16 protein-coding genes and 2 pseudogenes are annotated in these 24,065 nt (G+C 73.2%); 7 read left to right on the top strand and 11 right to left on the bottom strand.

Translation table 11 applies throughout. From position 1 onward, the window contains the following. Positions 1-49: 49 nt before the first annotated feature. The gene (locus tag ABXS69_RS05495; protein WP_366179779.1) at positions 50-316 is read left to right on the top strand and encodes a hypothetical protein; all 267 of its coding nucleotides are present in this window, start codon (positions 50-52) and stop codon (positions 314-316) included. A 246-nt stretch (positions 317-562) separates the two neighbouring features. On the opposite strand, the gene ABXS69_RS05490 is transcribed toward ABXS69_RS05495, so the two are convergent. Together ABXS69_RS05490 and ABXS69_RS05485 are read right to left on the bottom strand one after the other, a co-directional pair. Next, on the bottom strand, positions 563-1,093 hold the full coding sequence (locus ABXS69_RS05490; RefSeq protein ID WP_366179778.1) for a hypothetical protein: 531 nt from the start codon (positions 1,091-1,093) through the stop codon (positions 563-565). Between the two features lie 94 nt (positions 1,094-1,187). Further along, complete coding sequence (locus ABXS69_RS05485) at positions 1,188-2,846, bottom strand: RNA polymerase sigma factor (protein WP_366179777.1); 1,659 nt, start codon at positions 2,844-2,846, stop codon at positions 1,188-1,190. 266 nt (positions 2,847-3,112) lie between these two features. On the opposite strand from ABXS69_RS05485, the gene ABXS69_RS05480 reads away from it, so the two are divergent. Then, positions 3,113-4,264: a polyprenyl synthetase family protein gene (locus tag ABXS69_RS05480; protein WP_366179776.1), complete on the top strand. Its 1,152-nt coding sequence runs from the start codon at positions 3,113-3,115 to the stop codon at positions 4,262-4,264. 67 nt (positions 4,265-4,331) lie between these two features. Continuing rightward, positions 4,332-6,488, top strand: a complete 2,157-nt coding sequence (locus tag ABXS69_RS05475; RefSeq protein WP_366179775.1) for a PASTA domain-containing protein — start codon at positions 4,332-4,334, stop codon at positions 6,486-6,488. A gap of 81 nt (positions 6,489-6,569) precedes the next feature. Here ABXS69_RS05475 and ABXS69_RS05470 read toward each other — a convergent pair whose 3' ends face one another. From ABXS69_RS05470 to ABXS69_RS05460, 3 genes and pseudogenes are all read right to left on the bottom strand, one after another. Beyond that, positions 6,570-8,690, bottom strand: a complete 2,121-nt coding sequence (locus ABXS69_RS05470) for a hypothetical protein (RefSeq protein WP_366179774.1) — start codon at positions 8,688-8,690, stop codon at positions 6,570-6,572. A gap of 1,264 nt (positions 8,691-9,954) precedes the next feature. Next, positions 9,955-11,305 (bottom strand): annotated as a pseudogene (locus ABXS69_RS05465) (class II 3-deoxy-7-phosphoheptulonate synthase). A gap of 90 nt (positions 11,306-11,395) precedes the next feature. Then, positions 11,396-12,625 (bottom strand): pyrophosphate--fructose-6-phosphate 1-phosphotransferase, encoded by a 1,230-nt coding sequence (locus ABXS69_RS05460; protein WP_366179773.1) that lies wholly within the window; start codon positions 12,623-12,625, stop codon positions 11,396-11,398. A gap of 205 nt (positions 12,626-12,830) precedes the next feature. Here ABXS69_RS05460 and ABXS69_RS05455 point away from each other — a divergent pair, with 205 nt between their 5' ends. Continuing rightward, the gene (locus tag ABXS69_RS05455; protein ID WP_366179772.1) at positions 12,831-13,079 is read left to right on the top strand and encodes a hypothetical protein; all 249 of its coding nucleotides are present in this window, start codon (positions 12,831-12,833) and stop codon (positions 13,077-13,079) included. Positions 13,080-13,098: 19 nt separating this feature from the next. Here the strand turns inward: ABXS69_RS05455 and ABXS69_RS05450 are convergent, their stop codons facing one another. Next, complete coding sequence (locus tag ABXS69_RS05450; protein ID WP_366179771.1) at positions 13,099-13,950, bottom strand: lysophospholipid acyltransferase family protein; 852 nt, start codon at positions 13,948-13,950, stop codon at positions 13,099-13,101. 107 nt (positions 13,951-14,057) lie between these two features. On the opposite strand from ABXS69_RS05450, the gene ABXS69_RS05445 reads away from it, so the two are divergent. Beyond that, positions 14,058-15,797, top strand: a complete 1,740-nt coding sequence (locus ABXS69_RS05445) for a DEDD exonuclease domain-containing protein (RefSeq protein WP_366179770.1) — start codon at positions 14,058-14,060, stop codon at positions 15,795-15,797. A 137-nt stretch (positions 15,798-15,934) separates the two neighbouring features. Here ABXS69_RS05445 and ABXS69_RS05440 read toward each other — a convergent pair whose 3' ends face one another. Continuing rightward, on the bottom strand, positions 15,935-16,387 hold the full coding sequence (locus ABXS69_RS05440) for a hypothetical protein (protein ID WP_366179769.1): 453 nt from the start codon (positions 16,385-16,387) through the stop codon (positions 15,935-15,937). A gap of 184 nt (positions 16,388-16,571) precedes the next feature. Between ABXS69_RS05440 and ABXS69_RS05435 the strand changes: the two genes are divergently transcribed. Next, positions 16,572-17,198: a superoxide dismutase gene (locus ABXS69_RS05435; protein WP_366179768.1), complete on the top strand. Its 627-nt coding sequence runs from the start codon at positions 16,572-16,574 to the stop codon at positions 17,196-17,198. Positions 17,199-17,363: 165 nt separating this feature from the next. Here the strand turns inward: ABXS69_RS05435 and ABXS69_RS05430 are convergent, their stop codons facing one another. The 3 genes from ABXS69_RS05430 to ABXS69_RS05420 form a co-directional block, all read right to left on the bottom strand. Next, positions 17,364-18,221: an FKBP-type peptidyl-prolyl cis-trans isomerase gene (locus tag ABXS69_RS05430; RefSeq protein ID WP_366179767.1), complete on the bottom strand. Its 858-nt coding sequence runs from the start codon at positions 18,219-18,221 to the stop codon at positions 17,364-17,366. A gap of 237 nt (positions 18,222-18,458) precedes the next feature. Continuing rightward, entirely contained in the window at positions 18,459-18,866 is a 408-nt protein-coding gene (locus ABXS69_RS05425) for an iron-sulfur cluster assembly accessory protein (RefSeq protein ID WP_366179766.1), read from the bottom strand. Positions 18,867-19,011: 145 nt separating this feature from the next. Next, positions 19,012-20,670 (bottom strand): ABC-F family ATP-binding cassette domain-containing protein, encoded by a 1,659-nt coding sequence (locus ABXS69_RS05420; protein ID WP_366179765.1) that lies wholly within the window; start codon positions 20,668-20,670, stop codon positions 19,012-19,014. A 268-nt stretch (positions 20,671-20,938) separates the two neighbouring features. On the opposite strand from ABXS69_RS05420, the pseudogene ABXS69_RS05415 reads away from it, so the two are divergent. Next, positions 20,939-23,037: pseudogene (locus ABXS69_RS05415) on the top strand (glucose PTS transporter subunit IIA). 150 nt (positions 23,038-23,187) lie between these two features. On the opposite strand, the gene ABXS69_RS05410 reads toward ABXS69_RS05415, so the two are convergent. After that, positions 23,188-24,057, bottom strand: a complete 870-nt coding sequence (locus ABXS69_RS05410) for an RNA methyltransferase (protein WP_366179764.1) — start codon at positions 24,055-24,057, stop codon at positions 23,188-23,190. Positions 24,058-24,065: the final 8 nt, after the last annotated feature.

Genomic DNA, 24,065 nt, shown 5'->3' with positions numbered 1-24,065 from the left:
CCGGCGCCCACGGGCCGGGACGGGCGCTCGCCTGTGGTGCAATCGAGCCATGACAACCGTGAGCACTTCCGTCGTCGAGCGCCCGGGCAGCGCGCCCGAGGCCGTCCCCAGCACCGAGGACGCCGCCGTCGAGCCCCGTCCTCTGACCACGGCGGACCGCTGCGACGCCTGCGGCGCCCAGGCCTGGATGCGCGTGGTCCTCACTGCGGGAGAGCTGCTGTTCTGCGCCCACCACGGGCGCGCGCACGCGCCGGCGCTCGCTGAGCGGGCGCTGTTCATCCAGGACGAGAGCTCCCGGCTCGCCGAGGGGGCCTGATCCCGGCCCCCTCCATCCCGCCCAGCGCCGCGCGCCCGGTCCCCCGCGGACCGGGCGCGCTTCGTCGTCGCCACCGGGCGCAGTCGTGCAGGACCCATCGTGACACCCCTTCGCCAGCATTGCCCGAGCAGGCTCAACGGGTGCGCTCTCGGCCTCGCGGCGCCCCGCGCCACTGACGGCGGTGGCGTCCCGGCCAGGGGCCGTGCGGCCCCTGACCGGGATGAGGACGAATGAGGGCCCCGCGCCTCAGCCGGCCTCCGCGGCCCGGACCCCCTGGCCGTGGAAGTTGGACTGGACGACGACGCGATCGCCCAGGGGCGCGGCGAGGGTGACCCTCACGGTCGCCATCTCGAGGATCGCCGGGCAGTGCGCGGGAGCGCCCGGGAGGCCCCCGACGGAGAGGTTGATGTCCACGGCGCCGGGCGACTCCCCGACATCCGTGTGGACGCCCATGCAGGTCGCCGGGCCGCTGGAGAAGGCGAGCTCGATCGTGGTCTCGTCGACGGCGCGCCACGTGTCCCACACCTGGGGCACGGGGGTGATGAGGTCGTCGCGCGAGACCCATTCACCCCCCGTGCTGGTCTGGGCGGCGGTGGGCTCCCCGGTGGCGGCGGGCTGCGGCGAAGATGAGGACTCGGAGTCCTTGTCGTCCTTCGAGTCCTTGGAGTCCTTCGACTGGGAGCAGGCGGCGACCAGCAGGGAGAGGCCGACGGTTCCGAGGCCGAGCACCAGCCGCCGGGCGGGCGGGCCGGGGCGGGATGGGGATGCGTTTCTCATGCCCCCATCCTCCCCTGGAGCAGCGCCCAGCGTCCAGGAGCCCGCAGGTCAGTGGCGGCGGGGCCCCTGACCGCGCGCCGACCGGGTCCTGGGATCAGTCGAGGTAGTCGCGCAGCACCTGGCTGCGCGAGGGGTGACGCAGCTTCGACATGGTCTTGGACTCGATCTGCCGGATGCGCTCGCGCGTGACCCCGTAGACCTTGCCGATCTCGTCGAGGGTCTTGGGCTGGCCGTCGGTGAGGCCGAAGCGCATGGACACGACGCCCGCCTCCCTCTCGGACAGGGTGTCGAGCACCGCGTGCAGCTGCTCCTGCAGGAGGGTGAAGCTCACGGCGTCGGCGGGGACCACGGCCTCGGAGTCCTCGATGAGGTCACCGAACTCAGAGTCCCCGTCCTCGCCGAGCGGCGTGTGCAGGCTGATGGGCTCGCGGCCGTACTTCTGGACCTCGACGACCTTCTCCGGCGTCATGTCGAGCTCGACGGCGAGCTCCTCCGGGGTGGGCTCGCGGCCCAGGTCCTGGAGCATCTGGCGCTGGACGCGGGCGAGCTTGTTGATGACCTCGACCATGTGGACCGGGATCCGGATCGTGCGGGCCTGGTCCGCCATGGCGCGGGTGATGGCCTGGCGGATCCACCACGTGGCGTAGGTGGAGAACTTGTAGCCCTTGGTGTAGTCGAACTTCTCCACGGCGCGGATGAGGCCGAGGTTGCCCTCCTGGATGAGGTCGAGGAAGAGCATGCCGCGGCCGGTGTAGCGCTTGGCCAGGGAGACCACGAGGCGCAGGTTGGCCTCGAGCAGGTGGTTCTTGGCCCGCTGGCCGTCCTGGGCCACCCAGTGCAGCTCGCGGCGGTACTTCGCGGGCAGGTCGTTTCCCTCGGTGGCCAGCAGGTGCTCGGCGTACAGGCCGGCCTCGATGCGCTTGGCGAGCTCCACCTCCTGCAGGGCGTTGAGGAGCGCGACCTTGCCGATCTGCTTGAGGTAGTCCTTGACCGGGTCCGCCGTGGCGCCGGCGGTGACGACCTTCTGCGCGGGCTCGTCGGCGTCGTCGGAGTCCGAGACAGTGAAGGAGCCGTCCTTGTCGCGGTCCTTGGCGCGGTTGCCGGCCTTCTTGGCGGCGGCGCGCTCGGCCTCCTCACGGCGCATCCTCTCGAGCTCCCCGGTCAGGGCGGCGATCGAGGGCTCCATCTTGATGCCCTTGATGACCCAGCCGCGGAAGATGTAGCCGTTCTCGGCCAGGAACTCCCGGGCCACCAGGGGCGCGGAGTCGCCGATGGTGAAGCGCGGGACGGGGCCGTGGCCGTAGGGGGCCAGGGTGATCGGCTCCTCGAGGGTGCCGTTGCCGTCGATCTCCAGCCCCTCGACGATCGTGTGGGAGCGCACGTAGAGGGTGGCCCCGGGGGCGAGCCTGACGCCCTTGAGGGCGGCCGGCGTGTTGAAGGGGCGCTTCTTCGTACCGTCCCCGTTCTCCTCCAGGTTCACGTCGAGGTAGTAGTCGCGCAGCTCAGGGGCCGGGCCGTCGTCCTCCTGGGCGCCATCGGCGCCCAGGGGGCCCTCATCATCCTCGTCATCCTCGACGTCCTCGGGCTCGTCCTCGTCGGAGTCCCCGTCCAAGTCGTCGTCGAGGTCCGCCTCCTGCTCATCGGAGTCATCGTCCTCGTCGGAGTCCGCATCGAGGTCGAAGTCGTCCTCGGGGATCTCATCGGCGTCATCGACGTTCTGAGCACGCTTGCGCAGGGCAGTGGAGGAGGCCACGGGGCACCTTTCACGTGGGGAGTCTGCTCGGCGGCGGGCCAGCCCCTCGGCTCCCCTCATCTCCACGCGAGCAACCAGGCGCAGTCCACCACTATCGCAGCGGGCAACCCGGCGATTGTAGCGTTTATTCCCGCCGCGCTCGGCATCGGCCCAGCGCAGCCGTGCTCGGCGCCCCCGGGGGCGGGCTCTCCCGGTATCGGCCGCCCGCCGCGGGCCCCTGCCGCCGCTCCCACGACTGCCACCGCCCTTGCCACTACCCTGGCGCCATGACGCAGATCGACCGCACGATGAGCCTCGTGCGCCAGGCAGTGGACGAGCGCATCTCGCAGGCGATCGCCGAGCGCAGGGACGAGTGGTCCGATGCCGGGCCCGCCGCGGCCGAGCTCCTCGACGCCGCCGCGGATCTGCTGCGGGGCGGCAAGCGGATGCGGGCCGTGCTGGCCGCCATCGCCCTGACCGCGACGGCCGATGGCGCGCGCCGAGAGGACGCCTTGTCCGGGCGGGCCTGCGCCGGCCTGGGCGCCGCACTGGAGCTCTACCAGGCCAGCGCCCTCATCCACGATGACGTCATCGACGCCGCGCTGACCCGCCGGGGCCTGCCCGCGGCCCACCGCCGCTTCGCCAACTCCCACCGGGGCTCCCACTGGCTCGGCGACGCGGAGGCGCATGGCCGCAGCGCGGCGATCCTCCTGGGAGACCTGCTCCTGTCCGCCGCCGGCTCCGAGCTCGGGGCGGCCCTCGCCCAGTGCCCGCAGGGGCCCCGGGCGGCGGCGCGGGCCGCCTTCGACGCCATGACGGAGGAGGTGGCGCTCGGCCAGTACCTGGACGTGCGGGCGGAGTCCCTGCCCCTGCCCGATGAGGGCGCGGATCACGCCGCCGCCGGCCGGGCGATGGAGGAGGCCGCCCTGGCCGTGGTCCTGCGCAAGTCCGCCCGCTACTCCGTCATGCGCCCCCTGCTCATCGGCGCCCTCCTTGGGGGGCTGCCGCCCCGGGGCGAGGGGGCCCGCCGTCTCGCGGAGCTGGGGGAGGCCACTGGGATCGCCTTCCAGCTGCGCGACGACGAGCTAGGGGTGTTCGGCGACCCCGCCCACACGGGCAAGCCCGCCGGGGACGACCTGCGCGAGGGCAAGCGGACGGTGCTGCTGGCGCTGGCCTGGCAGCGCTGCGGCCCCGGGGGCAGGGCGGTCCTGCGCCGCGTCCTGGCCAACGCCCGGGCGGACGCGGCAGAGATCGCCGCGGCCGCGGCGATCATCGAGGAATGCGGGGCAAGGGCCGCGCACGAGGAGAGGATCGACGAGCACGCCGAGCGGGCGCGCCGGGCCCTCGGGGCGCTCATCACCGCGGAGGCGGGTCTCTCCCAGAGCGCCGCTGCCGACCTGGCCTCCGTCATCTCCCTGCTGACCGACCGCAGCGCCTGACCCACGTGGGGAGCCCGCCCCGGCGCCGCGGTCCGGCGCGGGCTCCCGGGCCCCCTACAATGCCGTCGTGCCCCACGACCCCCTGACTGGCCGGATCGTCGACTCTCGCTACGAGGTCGGCCAGCGCGTGGCGCGCGGCGGCATGGCCACGGTCTACAAGGCTTATGACCGCCGCCTCGAGCGCGCTGTCGCCCTCAAGCTCATGCACGCCCACCTGGCGGACTCCCCCGACTTCGTCGCCCGCTTCCGCAGGGAGGCCAGGGCCGCGGCGCGGCTGTCCAATCCCGGCGTCGTCGCCGTCTACGACCAGGGCGCGATCGACGGCGTCGCCTACATCATCATGGAGTACGTGCCCGGTCCCACCCTGCGGGACCGCATCACCTCGGGCCCCCTGACGGTCGCCGAGGCCCTGGAGATGACCAGCCACGTGCTCCGGCCGCTGGGCGCCGCCCACCGCGCCGGCCTCATGCACCGGGACATCAAGCCGGAGAACGTCCTGCTGCCGGCGGACGGCTCCGTGCCGAAGGTCGCCGACTTCGGCCTGGCCCGGGCGGTCACGGAGGCCACCCAGACCTCCACGGGCAACATCCTGGGGACGGTGGCCTACCTCGCCCCCGAGCTCATCACCTCCGGGGCCTCCACGCCGCGCGCCGACGTCTACTCGGTGGGGGTCATGCTCTTCGAGCTGCTCACCGGCGAGCAGCCGTTCAGCGCCGACACCCCGATCCAGATCGCCTTCCGCAACGTCCACGAGGACATCCCAGCGCCCTCGACGCGCGCCGATGGGATACCGGCCGCCGTTGACGGGCTCGTGGCCTCGATGACCGCGCGGGACCCGCAGGAGCGGCTCGCCGATGCCGACGACGCGCTGCGCGCGGTGAGGGAGGCGGCCGCTGAGGCCGTGGATGGGGCAGGGGCCGACGGGGCGCTGGCGACCGGCGCCGTGCTGAGCGCCCCCATGGGCGCGGTCGGCGAGGAGGGCTCCAGCGGGGCCGCCTCCCCTTCGGGGGCGAGCAGCGGCGCGCTGGCGACCAGCGCGGATGCGGCGGGCGGCACCGGTAGCGCGGGCAGCGCTGATGGCGCCGACGGCTTGGCGGGCGCGCCCGGCGCGGTGAGCCCCGCCGACGCTCCGAGCCCCGCCGGCGCGGTCACGCCCACCGAGGCCTCGCTGACGGCCCGACTCCCCCAGAGCCCCCTCGATCCGGGCGCCGCTACTCCCAGCGCCGGTCTGCGCACGGTCTCCCTGCCGATCGGCTCGATCTCCGACGCGAGCGGCGATGACGCCGACGGCGAGGAGGACCCTGACGCGCGCGCGGCCGGGCTCCTCGGTCGCCGCCTCCTCATCGCGTGCGGCGCGCTCGCCATCCTCGGCGTGGCGGGCGGCACCGGCGCCTGGTACTTCGTCGCCGGCCCGGGGCGCCGGGTCAGCGTCCCCAGGATCGAGGGCATGACCGCGGAGGAGGCCAGTGCCGCCGTCTCCGGAGCGGGACTGGTGTGGGTCGAGCCGACGACGGTCCACTCCGACTCCGTCCCGGCCGGCACGATCATCTCGGCCATGCCCGCGGGCGGCACCTCGGTGACCGTCGGGGCGCGCATCCAGACCGTCGTCTCACTCGGCATTGAGCGGAAGACCGTCCCGGACGTCGTCGGCAGGACCGAGCACGACGCCCAGACCGCCATCATCGACGCCGGCCTGGCGGTGGGTCAGACCTCGAAGGAGTACTCCTCCTCCGTGGCCACCGGCATGGTGATCTCCACCGATCCGGCGGCGGGCCAGACCCTGGACAAGGGCTCGACCGTCAGCATCACGGTCTCCAAGGGGCGCGCCTCGGCCACGGTGCCCGACGTCGTCGGCAGGACCGAGGAGGAGGCGCGCAGGGCGATCGAGGCCGCCGGCCTGGTGATCAGCACCCCGACCAGGGCAAATGACAAATCGGTCAAGAAGGGCCATGTCATCTCGCAGTCGCCGAAGAAGGGCGCCAGCGGCGTCTACAAGGGTGACACCGTTGCGCTCGTGATCTCGCAGGGCCCGAAGATGGTCACCGTCCCCGATGTGACGGGCAAGTCCGAGAGCGAGGCGAGGAAGGCCCTCAAGGAGGCCGGCTTCGAGGTGCAGGTGGACAAGGCCTGGACGGGCCACGTCTTCGGCGAGGTCGACCACACCAAGCCCGCCAAGGGCGAGCAGGCCGCCGAGGGCTCCACGGTGGTCGTGCGTATCAAGTGACGCCGCCCCGGTGATCGACCGCCGCGGCGGGACGCGCCAGCGACTCCCGCGACCGGGAGGGCGCCGGGAGGCCCAGACGGCTCACTCGGCGGCCGTGCGCGCCCGGCGCGCCAGGAGGGCGATGATCCCCGTGCCGTTGCCACGCAGTTCGCGCAGCCGGTCGCGCCATGGCTCCGGCCAGCCGAGGGCCTGTCCCTGGGTGATGACGATGGCCAGGGCGAGAGCGGCGCCGGCGGCGTCCTGACGGCGCATGAGGGCGTCGGCGGTGCTGACGGGGAGGCCGGACCCGGGAAGGAGGCGCAGTCGGCGGGCGCGCTCGAGCGCCGCGGTGGCGGTGGTGACGGCTTCCCCGGCGAGGCTCACGTCACCGGCGGCTCCGGCCAGGCGCTCCAGAGAGGCCAGGCGCGCGGCCTCGTCCTCCCAGTCGGTGGCGGCCAGACGAGCGGCCCAAGGGGCGCCGAGCGGGCGGGAGTCGCGCTCGATGTCCTCGAGCAGGGCGCTCATGGCCTCCAGATGATCACGGTGCCAGCGCAGGGAGGCGCCGTCGGCAGGGATCATGGCGGCAACGAGGCTCTCCATGCGGCGAGGGTGAGGCGGATCGGCCTCGGCCTGGGAGTTGGGCCCGGCGTCGATCGCGGCGCCGCGCGCGAGTCGGCGCAGGACGGCCAGGTGCTCGCTCCAGTCGGCAGAGAGCGCGCTGTGCCCAGCGATCGCGATGATCGCGGCGGCGGACTCGGCGGGGGCGCCGTCGCGAACGATGCCCTCCAGGAGGCTGGGCAGGTCTGGGAGGACGTCGCTCCACTCCCCCAGGGCCGTGATGAGCTCGGGCTCGCGGGCGGAGGCGAGGAGGAGGCGGGCGTAGCGCTGGCGATGACGGTCGGCGATATGCCGGGGCGACGTGGCCGCCAGGGCGAGAGCGGCGTCACGGCCCTCGGTGGCCACGTGGGCGAGGATCGTCCAGGCCTCGGGGGCGTCGAGCCAGGCGACCATGGCGCGGGCGGCGTCCACGCGCACATCGGGGCGAGTGTCGCGCGCCATGGCGGCACCGGTGAGGGTGGGCAGGTCCGCGGGGCGGTGGAGGCGGGCGAGGATGCGCAGGGCCTCCTTGCGCGCGCTCATGCGGATGGGGCCGGACAGCGCGCTGGTGAGGATCTTGGAGGCCATGGCCGGGTCGAGGCGCGCCGCGCAGGCCATGGCGCCGTCGAAGGCGGTGCGGGCCCAGTCCTCCCCGGCGTGGTGGACGATCTCGCGCAGGGCGGCCTCGGGGTCGGACAGGTGGGCGAGGGCCTCCAGGGCGGAGGCGCGGGTGTCGGGGGCGTCGTCGTCGAGCCAGGGCCGCAGGTCCTCGACGGTGGTGGCCGGGATGCGCGCGAGGGAGGTCAGGGCGCGGTGGCGCTCGGGGCGGGTGGTGGTGCGCGCGTCGATGCGGCGGCGCAGGGCGGAGGCGTAGGAGGCGAGGTGCTCGGGGTCCCAGCCGTGGGAGCCCCCGGGAAGGAGCGCCAGGTAGGTGTGCTCGCGGTGCCAGAAGCGGCCCCGCAGGGGGCGGTCGAGGAAGAGGATGTCGACGAGGTCCTGCCGCATGGCGGCGATGGCGTCGGTGACGGGGCGCAGGGCGGCGAAGGACTCATCGCGGCGCACCAGCTCGGCCACGCGCTCGCCGCGGGTGGCGGGGTCAGCCAGCCAGGCGACGGCGGCCCCCTGACGGTCCGCGGCGACGGGGGAGTCGAGCGCCCGCACGAGGAGGGAGTCGAGCAGCCGATCACCGTTCGCCCGGCGTCCGAGGGCGGAGTGGAGGTCGAGGAGGAGGCCGCACTCCCCCGCGAGGGACTCCTCGCGAAGCCGCTTGGCGAGGGCCTCGACGACGGTGGCGGCCAGGGCGCGCCCAGGCGTGAGCGGCGGGTGCCACAGGCGCGGCTCATCCCCGACGGCGGCCTGGAGGAGACGCGCGGGGGCGGTGGGAGAGCCCCCGGTCGCGATCGCGTGGTCGATCAGGGACCAGGCCAGGCCCTGGAGGGCGCGCTGAGTGGCGCTGGAGGCGTCCTGGGCGCGCAGGGCCGCCCGGGTAAAGCCCTCCAGGGGCGTGAGGGGGCAAGCGGCCAGGACGGACAGCGGGACGGAGGCCAGGGTCCTGGCGACGACGAGGCGGACGGCGTCCTGCTCGTGGTCGAGGGCGCCGAGTCGCAGGAGGACATCGGTCAGCACGTCGGCGTCGCGGCTGCGCCCAGCGGAGCCGATGAGGGCGGCCCAGGCCTGGGCGCGCTCCTCGGCGCCCAGGGCGTGGAGGCGGGGCGCGGCCTGGAGGATGGCCTGCTCTGGTGGCAGGAATCCGGTGAGAGAGCTGGTCGAGGGCGCTGGCGGCCTCGGGCAGGGCCGCCATGCGCTGGGCCTCGTGCTGGCGCCGGGCGCGGGGCAGGACCTCCAGGAGCGCCTCGGAGTAGTGGCGGTGGGCGGTGTCGATGCCGTCGAGGGCGCCGTCGAGGACCTCCTCGCGATCCTGAGGGGGCAGGGCCGCGAGGATCGCGGCGAGGCGGCCGTCGTCGTCGCGGCCGGCGCGGGCGAGGGCGATGCGGTCGGGGACGGCGAGCAGGTGGAGGGCGCGGTGGAGGCTCCTGACCAGGCGGGCGCTGGCGGTGGTGAGGTGGCGCTGGCCGACGTCGTGGGGGGCGCGGGCCAGCAGGGCGCCGACGGAGGCGGGATCGTGGCGCAGGAGGCGCCCGAGGTGGGGGTCGAGGCCGTCGGGGATGACGCGGGTGGGCCCGGCGGTCAGGAGCAGGGCGATGATCCCGCCGGGCAGGCTGGCGGCGAGCGGGGCGTAGGCGGTGCGGGCCCAGGCCCAGGCGCGGTCGCGCTGGACGGGAGCGGCGTCCTCGAGGCGGCGGGCGAGCTCGTCGAGGACGACTCCGGGGTGGCGCCGGGCCAGAGGGGCGAGGCTGGGAAGGAGGTCGCCGAGGTCGGTGATGAGGGAGCGGGCTGTGGGCCCGTCGGCGGAGGCGAGGAGGCGGGCGCGGTCGGCGTCGGCCAGGGGAAGGCCGAGGAGGATGGCGGCCATGTCGGTGCGGCGCGTGGCGCGGATGCGGCGCTCCAGGGCTCGGCGCTGGTTCAGGGGAAGGGAGAGGTAGCGGGTGGCGAGGTCGTCGGTGCCGGGGACGGCGCTGCGGCTGAGGGCGCGCACGCGCTCGACGTCGCCGATCGCCCTGGCGGCGGCCAGGACGAGGCCGGCGTGGTAGTCGGAGCGGGCGGCGAGGCCGTCGAGGAGGGGGCCGAGGGCGGGATCGGCAGCGTGGTCGCGGGCGAGGCGCACGAGGGCGCGCACGCGCTCGACATGCGGGAGGGAGGGCAACTGCCGAGCCAGGGAATCGGCGTCGGGAAGGGTCATGGGGCGAGGCTACCGGGCGGCCTGCCGCTTCTTAGCGCCGACGGCGAAGCCTTGTCCCCTTCGAGACCTTCCCGGGCGCCGGGGCCCGGCTCAGCCGTGGTGGGTTTGCAGCATCTCAGCGACCTCGAAGGCCATCTCGAGGGACTGCTGGTGGTTGAGGCGCGGGTCGACGAGCGTCTCGTAGCGCTCGGCCAGGCGCTCGGCGTCGATGTGCTCACCGCCGCCCAGGACCTCGGTGACGTCGTCGCCGGTGAGCTTCGACGTGGATGCCGCCGGGGACCGTGCCCAGGGCGCGGTGGACCTCGAAGAATCCGTGGACCTCGTCCATGATGGTGTCGAACTCTCGGGTCTTGTAGCCGGTCTCAGCGGTGATCGTGTTGCCGTGCATGGGGTCCGCCACCCAGGTCAGCGGGCGGCCGTCGGCCCTGACGGCCTCGATGAGGACGGGCAGGGCGTCGCGGATGCGCTCGGCGCCCATGCGGGTGATGACGGTGAGCCTGCCGGCCTCACCGTCGGGGTTGAGGCGGTCGATGAGGCTCAGGAGCTCGTCAGGCGTCGTCGTCGGACCGATCTTGACGCCCACGGGGTTGTGCACGCCCGCCAGCAGGGCCACGTGGGCGTCCTCGGCCCCGCGGGTGCGCTCACCGATCCACAGCATGTGCGCGCTGGTGTCGTACAGGCGCCCGGTGCGCGAGTCCTCGCGCGTCATGGCGTCCTCGTACTCCAGCAGCAGGGCCTCGTGGGAGGCGTAGAAGTCGACCTGGCGCAGGGCCTCGAAGTCGACGCCGGCCGCGGCCATGAAGCACATCGCCCGGTCGATCTCCTCAGCGAAGGACTCGAAGCGCTTGTAGGCGGGGTTGGCGGTGAAGCCGCGGTTCCAGGAGTGGACCTCGCGCAGGTCCGCGTAGCCACCCATGGTGAAGGAGCGGATGAGGTTGAGGGTGGTGCCGGCCCGCAGGTAGGCGTCGAGCATGCGCTGGGGGTCGGGCACGCGCGCCTCGGGGGTGAAGGGGTGGCCGTTGACCGAGTCGCCCCGGTAGGACGGCAGGGTGACGCCGTCGCGGGTCTCGGTGTCGGCGCTGCGGGGCTTGGCGTACTGGCCGGCCATGCGGCCGATCTTGACCACCGGGGTGGAGGCGCCGTAGGTGAGCACCGCGGCCATCTGGAGGATGGTCTGGAGCTTGAGGCGGATGTTCGTGGCCGTGTTGTCCCGGAAGGACTCGGCGCAGTCACCGCCCATGAGGACGAAGGCGTCGCCTCGCTCAGCCTTGGCCATCTGCTGGCGCAGGGAGTCGACCTCGCCGGCGAAGACGAGCGGGGGCCGGGTGCGCAGGTCCGCCACGACCTCGGCGAGGTGGTCGACGTCCGGGTACGAGGGCTGCTGGGCGGCGGGGCGGTCGCGCCAGCTGGCGGGGGTCCGGGGGGCGTCGAGCTCGTTCATCACAGCGCCATCATACGGAGGGCCGGCAACGGCTCCCGCGCCCACCACCAGGCGGGACACGGGAGCCGTCGTCGTCAGTCGCGTGGGGGCTCAGTGCTCGGCGGCGGCCTCAGCGGGCTCGATGGCCTGGCCGAGCTCGCTCATGAGCTCGGTGAACCAGGGCTGGGTGATGTCGAAGGGCTTGCCGCCGGCGATGCGCGGGAACGGGATGGCGCCCAGGGCGTCACCGTTCTCCTCGTCCTGGCCGATGACGCCCGACTCGCCGCGCAGGGCGCAGTCGACGGCGAGGTCGCACATCTGCTTGATGAGGGCGAGGTCCTCGGCGTTGGCGGCGGCGGCGCGCGAGTAGTAGCCGGACTTCTGGACCATGACCTTCTCAGCGCCGATCAGCTCGGCGAACTGCTTGGCGAACCACTGGCCGGGGTTGATGGTGTCGAGCTTGACGTGGCCGAATGGGTCGCGCTGGACCTCCTCGCCCTTGGCCTCCATCTCCGCGATGATCTCGGGCACGCCGGCGCCCTCGGACAGAAAGACGTTGACGTTGCCCTGCTCGTCCATGATCGCCTTGAGGCGCTCGGCCTCAGCGGCGATGTCGAGCTTGACCTCGGGCAGGAACACGGCGTGCACGTCCCAGCGCTCCTTGGTCAGGCCCAGCGAGGGGGCCCACTGCTTGGTGCCGAGCAGCTCGTGGTAGCGGCGGGCGGTCTCCGCGGTGAGGTAGCCGCAGTTGCGGCCCATGCACTCGTGGATGATGAGCATGCGCGGGTTGGAGCGGTGCTCGCCGATGACGTTGAAGGCGAATCCGGCGCCCTCCTCGGCGGCGGTCCAGGCGCCGAGGGACTGGCGGATCGGCACGACATCGTTGTCGATGGTCTTGGGCAGGCCGACGACGGTGAGCTCGTAGTCGTTCTCCTTGAGGTAGGCGGCCAGGTCCGCGGCGGTGGTGTTGGTGTCGTCGCCGCCGATGGTGTGCAGGACGTCGACGCCGTCCTTGCGCAGCTGCTCGGCCGCGAACTCGAGGGGGTTCACGCCCTCCTCCACCAGGCCGCGCTCGACGAGGTTCTTGGCGTTGGTGAGCTTGACGCGGGAGTTGCCGATCGGGGAGCCGCCGAACTCGCGCAGGAGGCCGGCGCTCTTGCGGCCCTCGGCGTCGACGACGATGTAGTTGCCGGTGAGCAGGCCGTGGTAGCCGTACTGGTAGGCGATGATCTCGACGTCGGGGGCGACCTCGGCGTAGCGCTCGATGAGGTCGCCGACGGCGGCGGACAGGCAGGGGGCGAAGCCGCCCGCGGTGAGCAGGGCGACGCGACGGATCGTCATCGTGGGCCTTTCGGTGAAGGTTGAGAAGTGACAGCCCTCATCCTAGCCGTGCGCGCTCGGGAGGCGCTGGCGCCGCTGGCCGCCGCATCCCCGATCCCGGTCTCCCCCCAGAGCGAAACCGTCGGCTCCGGACGCGGCGAACAGGATAAAGTCCTGTTATGACAATCGCCATTGTCGTAATCGCCGCTTATGAAAGTAGATCCTCATGCGCACCCGTCGCCCCCAGATCGCGAACCTCCCCCCAGCCCCGCCCTCCCTGAGCCGGCGCGCGGCGCTGACGGGGGCGGCGGCCCTTCCAGTGGCCGCGCTCCTCGCCGCCTGCTCGTCCGGTCAAGCCCCATCATCGACCAGCGGCGCGGCGGCCACCGGCGCCACACCGCCCGCCCCAGCCGATGAGACCAGGGCCCTCGCCGTCCTGGCGGCCTGGGGGGCATCGCTGGCACTGGCCGCCTGAGACCGATCAGCCTCCGCCGTCAGCGGTCTGAGGACTCCGGGACGGGCTCCTCGCCCGGCTCGTCGGCGGGAGGCCCGGGGATGCTCACGTCAGGGGCGGGGCGGCCGCCGGGGGCCGCCACGGGGGCGGCGGGGCGGGAGCCGGCCTGCTGGGCCAGCAGGCGGTCCGTGGCCTCCAGGGCCGTGATCCTCTCGGCGTCCATCAGCTTCTTCACGTCCGCCGCGTAGACATCCACGTACTCCTGCCCCGACAGGGACATGAGCGCGTACATGACCTCATCCGTGATGGAGCGCAGCACGAAGCGGTCGTTCTCCAGGCCCCGGTAGCGTGAGAAGTCCAGCGGCTCGCCCACCACGATGCCCACGCGGTGCCGCGTCGACGGGATGACCTGGCCGATCGGCTGGGCGATGTTCGAGCCGATCATCGCCACCGGGATGATCGGCGCGCCCGTGGCCAGGGCGATGCGAGCCACGCCCGTCTTGCCCCGGTACATGCGGCCATCTGGGCTGCGAGTGCCCTCCGGGTAGATGCCGAACAGCTCGCCCGCCCGCAACCGGTCGATCCCCGCCTGGAGGGCCGCCTGCGAGGCCTTGCCGCCCGAGCGGTCCACCGGGATCGTGCCCACGGCCGTCATGAACCGCTTGACCGCCCAGCCCTTGACGCCCTTGCCGGTGAAGTAGTCGGACTTGCCGATGAACGCCACCTCGCGGTCGATGAGCAGCGGCAGGAAGAACGAGTCGATGACCGCCAGGTGGTTCGAGGCGAGGATCGCCGCGCCCTCGGAGGGAATGCGCTCCTCGCCCCTGATCCAGGGCTGGTAGAGCATCTCCAGGGCGGGGCCGGCGGCGGCCTTCATGCCTCGGTATCCCACGGGGGGCCTCCTGCGCTCTCGACTCCTACTGCTGGCGCTCGCCTCCGCCCCGCGCGCCCGGCGGGGCGGCCTTGGAGCGACTGCAGCACGAAGTCTAGCCTCGCACCGTGCCCCCACCCACACGTCCCGCCGACGGCGCCCGCGATCCGCGCGGCGCCACCGCGGCCCCCCGCCCAAGGGGCGTCACCGGGACGCAGGGCTCCTTCGAGGGCATGGGCGCGCCCCTGCGCGAGGCGACCTTCGTCGTCGTCGACCTGGAGACCACCGGCGGGGGCCCCGGCGCCCACGCCATCACCGAGATCGGGGCCGTCCGCGTGCGCGGCGGCATCGTCGTCGACGAGTTCTCCTCCCTGGCGAACCCCGGTGCGCCCATCCCCGCCCAGATCACGCTGCTCACCGGGATCACCAACGCCATGGTCGCCACCGCGCCGCCCCTTGAGGAGGCGCTCGCCGCCTTCCTGGCATGGTCCCACCGCGCCTCCTCGACCGACGGCGGGGCCGCCGACCCGATCCTCGTGGCGCACAACGCCCGATTCGACGTCGGCCACCTGCGCGGCGCCGCCCGCGCCCTGGGCCTGCCCTGGGACGAGCCCCGCGTCATCGACACCCTCGCCCTGGCGCGCAGGGCCTGGTCGCGCGCCGACGTCCCCAACCACAGGCTCGGCACCCTCGCCTCCTTCGTCGGCTCCCCCACCCGCCCCACGCACCGGGCCCTCGACGACGCCCGCGCCACCGTCGACGTCCTCCACGCCGCGCTCGAGGCCCTCGCGCCGCTGGGCATCACCCATGTGGAGGACCTGGCCACCGCGGCGGACCCCGTCCCCGCCAGGCGCCGGGCCAAGGCCCGCCTGGCCGACCCGCTCCCCCACGCCCCGGGCGTCTACCAGTTCCTCTCCCCCGCCGGGCAGGCGCTCTACATCGGCAGCGCCTCCGACCTCCACCGCCGCGTGCGCTCCTACTTCACCGCCGCGGAGAAGCGCGGTCGCATCGCCCGCATGCTCGATACCGCCGTGAGCGTGCGCCACATCGAGACCCCCACCGAGATCGAGGCCCGCGTCCGCGAGCTGCGCCTCATCGCCGAGCTCGACCCGCCCCTCAACCGCCGCTCCCGCGCGCCCCAGCGCCAACCCTGGCTGCGCGTGGACCAGGGGCGCCGGGGCGCCGGGGCGCGACTGGCGCTGACCACCGCGCTGCCCACCGGGGCCGTGGCCGAGGCCGTCGGCCCCTTCCCCTCCCGAGCGGCCGGCGTGGAGGCGCGGCGGGCCGCAGAGTCAGTCCTGCGGCTGGACGCCTGGGATGGCACCAGCCTGCGCCGGGTCTCCGGCGCGGACCGCCCGGCGGACGCCGGCACCGCGCGCCGGGCCCTGGCCGGGGACATCGACCTCGTGGCCGCGCCCATCCTGGAGCGCGTGGCCGGCCTGGCCGAGCGCGAGCGCTACGAGGAGGCGGGCACGTGGACCTCCCGCTTGCGCTCACTGCTCCTGGGCGTGCGCCGCGCGGAGACCGCCAGGCCCCTGCTCGCCTGCTCGCACCTCATCGCCGCCAGGCGCCGGGAGATGGGCGGCTGGGAGCTCGTCGCCGTGCGCTGGGGGCGGCTGGCTGGCTCGCTCGTCAGCCCGCCCGGCGCGGACCCGCGCCCCTACGTGGACGCCCTGCGCGCCACGGCCCAGGTCATCGACCGCCCCGAGCGCGTGGGACAGGCGGCCAGCGTGGAGGAGACGCTGCTGCTGGCCTCCTGGGCCCTCGACGACGGCGCCCGCCTCGTCGAGGTCGACGGCGATCCCTCCGTGCTGGCCTGGCCCATCGGCGCCGCCGCCCGCCACCAACGGGTCATCGACGCGGGTTGAGCCGGGCCCGTGAGGGGCGGGGCCCGGTCCCGCGGGGCCGGCATCGGGCCCACGCCTGAGGGCGCCTCAGCGCCCGGTGGCACCGAGGACCGGGGTCCTGGGCCCCGTCCCGGTTCAGGCCGTCTTCAGCCCTCTTGTCAACCCGCGGCGACGACGCTGCCCCGGCGGGCGCGGAGCGCCGCGACGATGCCCTCCTGGAGGGCCAGGGGCTCCAGGGGCCGGGAGACCACGGCCTCGACCTTGGACCAGGCGGCCAGCCAGTCATCCTGGGGGCGGGCGGTCAGGAGCAGCACCGGGGGGCGCCGGTCCATCTCGGTGAAGAGCTCGTGGGCCAGGCCCATGCCGCCGTACTTCTTGACCTCGCCGTCGAGAACGAGCGCGTCGAAGGGCCCGTGGCCCGCCTCGGCGCGGTCCTTCATCGCCAGGCGCACGCCCTCGGCGGTGGCCGCCTCGAACCAGGTCACGGGCGGCAGGCCCTTCGCGGGGCGGCGGCCGATGCCCTCGATGACCTCTCGGCGGACATTGGCGTCGTCGGAGAAGACGAGGAGCTCGAGGCGGTCGGCGGCGCCAGGGGAGTCATTGGTGGTCATGAGGTCCTCCAAAGGACGGTCTGGGCGGCAAGGCGTTCAGCGGTCAGTGTAATCACAGCAGGGCAGGGCGCGCTCGGCTACCAGCTCGCGGCCGGGCGACCTACGATGAGAGCACCTCCAGGACCTCAGTCCTAGCGCTTCGCCGCCGGACTGGAGCCGCCAACCGACTTGAAAGGCACGCCGCATGGCCGTCTACACCCTGCCCGAGCTCCCGTACGACTACGCCGCCCTCGAGCCCCACATCTCCGGGCGCATCATGGAGCTCCACCACGACAAGCACCACGCCGCCTACGTCGCGGGCGCGAACGCCGCGCTCGACGCCCTGGCCGCCGCCCGGGAGGCGGACGACTTCGCCGCCATCAACCTGTGGGAGAAGAACCTCGCCTTCAACCTGGCCGGCCACACCAACCACACGATCTTCTGGAAGAACCTCGCCCCGAACGCCGGCGGCGAGCCCGAGGGCGAGTTGGCCGAGGCCATCAAGGACTCCTTCGGCTCCTTCAAGCAGTTCCAGGCCCAGTTCACGGCCGCCGCCCTGGGCATCCAGGGATCGGGATGGGCGATGCTGGCCTTCGACGTGCTGTCCGGCAAGCTGGTCGTCTTCCAGCTCTTCGACCACCAGTCGAACCTCCCCGCGGGCACGCTCCCCCTCTTCCTCGTGGACATGTGGGAGCACGCCTTCTACCTCGACTACCTCAACGTCAAGGCGGACTACGTCAAGGCGATCTGGAACATCGCCAACTGGCAGAACGTCTCCGAGAGCCTCGCCCTGGCCACCGCCAAGCGCTCCGAGGTCCTCAACGCCTCCTGACCCCTGAGCGGGTTCTCGCCCCCGGCCCCGGCCGCGGGACGGAGAGGGCCCCGCGGCCGACCATTCGGCCGCGGGGCCCTCTCATCGTCATCTGAGCGGCGCGCTCGGGACGGGCGGCGGGGCGTCACCGCCGCCCTTCGCGCGCCCGCGGAGCGGTCACACGGGTCAGAGGGCCTCCCCCAGGTCCATCACGTAGGCGAACGACGGCGCCGAGCCGTCCGGGGCGGGCGGGGTCAGCACGATGACGCGCGACCCGGTAGGCACCCCTTCCAGGCCCTTGAGCTCGGCCGTCTTCACAGTCTGGAGGACGCCCTCCTTCCAGGTGGAGCCGGTCCGGGAGCCGTCCCACGTGGAGAAGGCGAGGTTCGCCGCGACGGTGGAGCCCGCGGCCAGGGGCCGACCCGTGCCGCGGGCCAGCACGATGACCTCGGGCTGGGTGGGCTCCGCGGCGCCGGAGGCCACGCTGATCGCCGCCTCGGAGCCGAGCGCTCCGGTCACTGTGATCCCGCGGGCGGCGGCCTCGTCCTCACCCTCCGCGGTGGCCGTCGAGACAGCGGAGTCGACATCCTGGGACGAGGCCTTCGAGACGATCTCGACGACGAACACCAGCGGGCCCTCGGGCCGCCCGGAGCCGGGCTTCGCGACGCCCTGGCCGTAGCCGAGCTCCGGCGGGATCGACATGAGCACGCGCTCGCCGACCCTGTGGCCGGCCAGCCCGCAGGTCCACCCCGGGACCACCTGCTTGAGACTGAAGGGCGTCGGCGCCCCGCGCTTATAGGAGGAGTCGAACGTGGTGTCGCTGCCCCACTCCCAACCGACGTAGGAGGCGGTGACGACGTCGGCGTCCGAGACCGTGTCGCCCGTACCCTCGTTGAGGGTCTTGACGGTCAGGTTCGCCGGCGCGGCCTGGCCGCTCCAGGCGAGAGTCGGCTGAGCGCCCGGATCACCGCTGACGGCCGGCAGCGCGGCGGAATCGGAGTCGATGGTCAGCGTGGAGCAGTCGACGCCGGTCAACGGCTTCACGGGCGTGGCGGTCGCTGACGGGGTGGTGGGAGCCGCGTCAGAGGCCTGCCCTGAGACGTCGCCGCAGGCGCCCAGCGCCAGGCCGGAGCTGCAGGACGAGCGCGCCGATAGCGAGGCCGCCGCGCTTCGCGCGGCCGACGGTGGGAAGGGAGGGGAAGGAAGGCACTACTCGCCTCTCGGGTCGGTGAGCGGTCCTCCAGCCGCTGATGGCGGCGGGAGGGTCCGCTCAGCGAAGGATCAGTGGAAGGACTCGCCGCAGGCGCAGGTGCCGACCGCGTTCGGGTTCTCGATGGTGAAGCCCTGCTTCTCGATCGTGTCCGCGAAGTCGATGGTGGCGCCGGACAGGTAGGGCACGCTCATGCGGTCCACGACCACCTCGACGCTCTCCATGGCGCCGCCACCGGTCGGGAAGGCGCGCACGGCGTCGCCGTCGAGGGCGCGCTCGTCGAAGTAGAGCTGGTAGACGAGGCCGGAGCAGCCGCCTGGCTGCACGGCCACGCGCAGGCGCAGGTCGTCCCGGCCCTCCTGCTCCAGGAGGGAGGCGACCTTGGCGGCGGCGGCCTCGGTGAGGAGGACCTCGTGCTCGGGCGCCTCGGTGGCCCCCATGGCCGTCTCGGCGCTCGTGGTCTCAAGAGTCTGGGTCATGACTGTCTCCGTACTGTCTCCGGATCGTCCCCGTCGGTCGACGCGGTCATTCACGACTACCCTACGTCCGCGCCCCTCGGATCACCGAGTGACGGCACTCACCGGGGCACGGACGAACGGCGCCCAGCCTCCTGCCAGGCCCTGGTCAGGCCATGGCCACAAGATCGAGGTAGCCGTCGCCCCACAGGTCCTCGTCGCCGTCGGGCAGCAGGAGCACCCGGTCGGGATTGAGAGCGGTCACCGCGCCCTCGTCGTGGGTGACGAGCACGACGGCGCCGGTGAAGGTGGACAGCGCCCGCAGGATCTCCTCGCGGCTGGCCGGGTCGAGGTTGTTCGTGGGCTCATCGAGCAGCAGGACGTTGGCGCTGGAGACCACGAGGATCGCCAGGGCCAGGCGCGTCTTCTCCCCGCCGGACAGGACCCGGGCGGGCTTGTCCGCGTCCGCCCCCGAGAACAGGAAGGAGCCGAGCACGCCGCGCACCTGGGTGTCATCCATCTCCGGGGCGGCCGAGCGCAGGTTCTCCACCACGGTGCGATCGTCGTCGATGGTCTCGTGCTCCTGGGCGTAGTAGCCGATCTTGAGGCCGTGCCCGGGCAGGACCTCGCCGGAGTCCGGGGTCTCAACGCCCGCCAGGAGTCGCAGGAGGGTCGTCTTGCCGGCGCCGTTGAGGCCGAGGACCACCACGCGAGAGCCGCGGTCGATCGCCAGGTCCACCCCGGCGAAGACCTCCAGGGAGCCGTAGGCCTTGGACAGCCCGGCGGCCCTGAGCGGCGTCTTGCCGCAGGGTGCCGGGTCTGGGAAGCGCAGGTGGGCGACCTTGTCCGCCTGCTGCTCGGCCTCCAGGCCTGCCATGAGCCTCTCGGCGCGCTTGAGCATCTGCTGGGCGGCGACGGCCTTGGTGGCCTTGGCGCGCATCTTCTCGCCCTGGGCGCGCAGGGTGGCCGCCTTCTTCTCCGCGTTGGCGCGCTCGCGGCGGCGCCGGTTCTCGTCGTCGGCCCGTTGCTTGAGGTAGGCGTCCCAGCCGAGGTGGTAGACGTCGAGGGCCCCGCGGTTGGCGTCCAGGTGCATGACCTGGTTGACGGTGTCGCGCAGGAGCTCGACGTCGTGGCTGATGACGATGAAGCCGCCGGAGTAGGCGCGCAGGTGGTCGCGCAGCCAGACGATGGAGTCGTGGTCGAGGTGGTTCGTGGGCTCGTCGAGGAGCAGCGTGTCGGGGTGGGCGAACAGGACGCGGGCGAGCTCGACACGGCGCCGCTGGCCGCCGGAGAGCGTGCCGACGGGCTGGTCGAGGACGCGGTCGGGCAAGGCGAGCGCCGCGGCGATGCGGGCGGCCTCGGAGGCCGCGGCGTAGCCGCCGGCCATAGTGAACTCGTGGTCGAGGCGGGTGTAGCGGTCCAGGGCCTTGGCCATGGCGTCGCCCTCGGTGGTGGCGATGCGCTCCTCGGCCTTGCGGATGCGGGCCAGGAGGGAGTCGATGCCGCGGGCCGACAGGATGCGGTCGCGGGCGATCTCGCCCAGGTCCCCGACCTTCGTGTCCTGCGGCAGGTAGCCGACCGTCCCGTTGCAGGAGATCGCGCCCTCGTGCTCGACGGCGCCCAGGCCGTGGCGCTCGTCGCCGTCGGCCACGGCCTGGCTGGTGCCCTGGGCCACCGAGGCGGCGGCCAGGAGCTTGGTCATCGTGGTCTTCCCGGCTCCGTTGCGGCCGACAAGACCGATGCGCATACCCTTGTCGACGCGGAAACTGGCACCGGCGACGAGCCGGCGGGCGCCGATGCGCAGGGTGAGGTCCTGGACGTTGATCACGGCGGACATGCTACGGGGCGCGGCGGCGCGCTCCTGCCGGAGCCGCGCGGACGGGGGCCGGGTCCACGCTCCGGCGCGGAGGGGTGCGCCCCGGTGGGATGCCGAGGCCCCCGAAGAATTGAGGCAGCGCTCACAGGACTGTAACATCTCAGTAATGCGGCATCCCCGTGCCCGTCCGCCCGCGCGGCTGATCCCTGGGCCCGGGGACTCGCTATGCCGACGGAACTGTCCGCCGTCGGGCCATACGTCAGAAAGGCACCCCCACGCCATGACCACCACCACGAGCACGCCCGAGGCTATCCTCGACGCGGTCGGCGCGGGGCGGACAACATCGTCCACCTCACGCACTGCGCCACCCGCCTCCGGTTCGAACTCCACGACGCCTCGGTCATCGACAAGGCCACCGTCGAGGCCATCCCCGGCGTCCTCGGCGCGGTTCCCCAGTCCGGCGACCGCTACCAGATCGTCATCGGCGGCGCCGTCCAGGGCGTGTTCACCGAGATCATGAACCTGCCCGCGATGAAGAGCGCCGGGGCCATGTCCGACGCCGACGTCAAGGCGGCCGCCCGCTCCAAGGCCCGCGGGAAGAACGCGATCGTCGACGCCTTCTTCGAGTACCTCTCCGACTCCTTCCGCCCGCTGCTCCCCGTGCTGCTGGGCGCCTCGCTCATCATCGCCTTCGAGGCGATGCTCGACGCCCTGGGCGTCGTGGACTTCCGGGATGACGCGGCCAAGGGCGCCACCTGGGTCTTCGTGGACTCCCTGTGGCGCTCGGTCTTCTACTTCCTGCCGATCATGGTGGCCTACAACGCCGCCAAGAAGCTCAACATCGACCCCTGGGTCGGCACGGCTGTCATGGCCGCGCTGATGACCCCGAACTTCATGAGCCTGAGCTCCAAGGCCTACACCGAGACCGCCGGGGGATCGGGCATGTTCACCGAGGCCCTGAAGTTCTCCGACCAGGTCACCTGCACGACGAACCACACGCTGGGCACCGAGTCCTGCGTCGCGCACATCTTCGGCCTGCCCATGCAGCTCAATGACTACGGCGGCCAGGTGTTCGTCCCGCTCATCATGGTCGCGGTCCTCGCGCCGCTGTACAAGGGCCTGCAGAGGATCATCCCGGTCAACCTCCAGATGGTCTTCGTCCCCTTCCTCTCCTTCGTCGTCATGATGCCGGTCACCGCCTTCCTCCTGGGCCCCATCGGCGTGTGGGCCGGCAGCGCCATCGGCGCCGGCCTGGCGTGGCTCAACAACAGCGCGCCGATCGTCTTCGCGATCGTCATCCCGCTGCTCTACCCCTTCCTGGTGCCGCTGGGCCTGCACTGGCCGCTCAACGCGCTCATGCTCATCAACATCGACACCCTGGGCTACGACTTCATCCAGGGCCCCATGGGAACCTGGAACTTCGCCTGCTTCGGCGCCACCGCCGGCGTGCTCGTCCTGGCCATCCGCGACAAGGACCGCGTCATGCGCCAGACCGCCTCGGGCGCTCTCGCCGCGGGCCTCCTCGGCGGCATCTCGGAGCCCTCTCTCTACGGCATCCACCTGCGCTTCAAGCGGGTCTACCCGCGCATGCTCATCGGCTGCGCCGTGGGCGGTCTCATCGTCGGCATCGGTGGTGGCCTGAAGGCCTCGACCTTCGTGTTCACCTCCCTGCTGACCATCCCGGTCTTCTCCCCGATGTTCCTCTACGTCGTGGGCATCGCGGCCGCCTTCACCACCGCGATGGTGCTCATCATCGTCACCGACTACCGCACGAAGGAGGAGCGCGTCGCCGCCAAGGCCGCTGCCGCCGGCGGCGCCGTCGAGGCCTCCGCCGAGGACACCGCCGCGGATCTGGCGCTCGAGGCCGGGGCCGCCGGTGCCACCGCTGGCGCCGCCGAGGCGCTCAAGCCCGGAGCGGTCACCGAGATCGCCTCTCCGCTCGTCGGTGACGTCGTGGCCCTGGCCGATGTGCCGGACCCGGTGTTCTCCACCGGGGCCGTCGGTGACGGCGCGGGCGTGACACCCTCGGGCGAGATCGTCGTGACGGCCCCCGCCGCCGGGACGGTCGTCGTCGCCCCCGCCTCGGGCCACGCCTACGGCATCAACCTGGACAACGGCGTCGAGCTGCTCATCCACGTGGGCATCGACACCGTCAACCTGGAGGGCAAGGGCTTTGACGTCAAGGTCAAGCAGGGCGACCGGGTCGAGGCCGGCCAGGAGCTCGTGCGCGTCGACCGCGCCGTCGTCGAGGAGGCCGGCTACTCGCTGACCACCCCGGTGCTCGTCACCAACACCGCGAAGTTCGCCTCCGTCGAGCTGGTGGCCTCCGGCAGCATCGCTCGGGGCGCCGCGCTCCTGCGCATCACCGCCCAGGACTGATCCTGGGCCTGTCCTCGCCCGGTCCTCGGGCGGGGACAGGCAGGATGGTTCGGCTCTGAGGGCCGGCGCTCCCCCGTGGGGCGCCGGCCCTCGGCCTTCGCCACCGCGTCGGAGCAAGCGGGCGGGAGCCCGGGATCGGGGGCCGGCCCCTCAGCCCTCCCCCGGGACCCGCAGCGCCCAGAAGGCGACGGCCGCCGCGGCGGCCACGTTGAGGGAATCCACTCCTCCGGCCATGGGGATGCGCACGACGGCGTCGCAGGCGCTCACGGTGCGCCGTCGCAGCCCATCTCCCTCGGTGCCCAGCACGAGGGCCACCCGGGATCCCGGGGAGGCGCAGGCGGGTGAGGCGGCGAAGGCGTCGAGGCTCATCGACTCCTCGGACAGGGCCATGGCCGCCACGGTGAAGCCCGCCGTGTGGAGGTCGGCGAGGGCCGGCCAGGGATCGATGCGCGTCCACGGCACCTGGAAGACGGTGCCCATGGAGACGCGGACGCTGCGCCGGTAGAGCGGGTCGGCGCAGCGCGGCGTGACGAGCACGGCGTCCATCCCCAGGGCGGCCGCGGAGCGGAAGGCCGCGCCCACGTTCGTGTGGTCGACGAGGTCCTCGAGGACCGCCACCCGGCGGGCGCCCGCTCCCCCGCGGGCCGCCGCGAGCAGCTGGGGGACCGGGGCGAGAGCGGGGCGGTTCATGGCGGCCAGCGCTCCCCGGTGGAGGTGGAACCCGGTGATGGACTCCAGCACGACCTCCTCGGCGACGTAGACGGGCACGGGGCCGCCCTCGGGATCGCCCTGGCAGCCGGCGGCCGCCGCGATGAGCGACGCCGTCTCGTCCAGGTGGCGGGGCGCCATGAGGAACGAGCGGGGCGCGTGCCCGGCCTCCACGGCCCTGGCGATCACCTTGGTGGACTCGGCCATGTACAGCCCGCGCTCGGTCTCGAGGCGGCGGCGCAGGGCGACGTCGGTCAGGCGCGTGTAGTCGGCGAGGCGGTCGTCATCGCCGTGCTCGACGGGGACGATCATCGAGAGGC

This window comes from Actinomyces timonensis, assembly GCF_040702965.1.
Classification (GTDB): Bacteria; Actinomycetota; Actinomycetes; order Actinomycetales; family Actinomycetaceae; genus Actinomyces; species Actinomyces timonensis_A.
The sequence above is the reverse complement of the archived record's forward strand: the minus strand, read 5'-3'. Positions and strand labels throughout refer to the sequence as shown.

What these genes read in the sequence shown, in the direction of transcription:
- ABXS69_RS05495 (WP_366179779.1), top strand. Translation starts at nt 50, where the DNA reads ATGACAACCGTGAGCACTTCCGTCGTCGAGCGCCCGGGCAGCGCGCCC.
- ABXS69_RS05490 (WP_366179778.1), bottom strand. Translation starts at nt 1,093, where the DNA reads ATGAGAAACGCATCCCCATCCCGCCCCGGCCCGCCCGCCCGGCGGCTG.
- ABXS69_RS05480 (WP_366179776.1), top strand. Translation starts at nt 3,113, where the DNA reads ATGACGCAGATCGACCGCACGATGAGCCTCGTGCGCCAGGCAGTGGAC.
- ABXS69_RS05460 (WP_366179773.1), bottom strand. Translation starts at nt 12,625, where the DNA reads ATGACGATCCGTCGCGTCGCCCTGCTCACCGCGGGCGGCTTCGCCCCC.
- ABXS69_RS05455 (WP_366179772.1), top strand. Translation starts at nt 12,831, where the DNA reads ATGCGCACCCGTCGCCCCCAGATCGCGAACCTCCCCCCAGCCCCGCCC.
- ABXS69_RS05440 (WP_366179769.1), bottom strand. Translation starts at nt 16,387, where the DNA reads ATGACCACCAATGACTCCCCTGGCGCCGCCGACCGCCTCGAGCTCCTC.
- ABXS69_RS05435 (WP_366179768.1), top strand. Translation starts at nt 16,572, where the DNA reads ATGGCCGTCTACACCCTGCCCGAGCTCCCGTACGACTACGCCGCCCTC.
- ABXS69_RS05425 (WP_366179766.1), bottom strand. Translation starts at nt 18,866, where the DNA reads ATGACCCAGACTCTTGAGACCACGAGCGCCGAGACGGCCATGGGGGCC.
- ABXS69_RS05410 (WP_366179764.1), bottom strand. Translation starts at nt 24,057, where the DNA reads ATGATCGTCCCCGTCGAGCACGGCGATGACGACCGCCTCGCCGACTAC.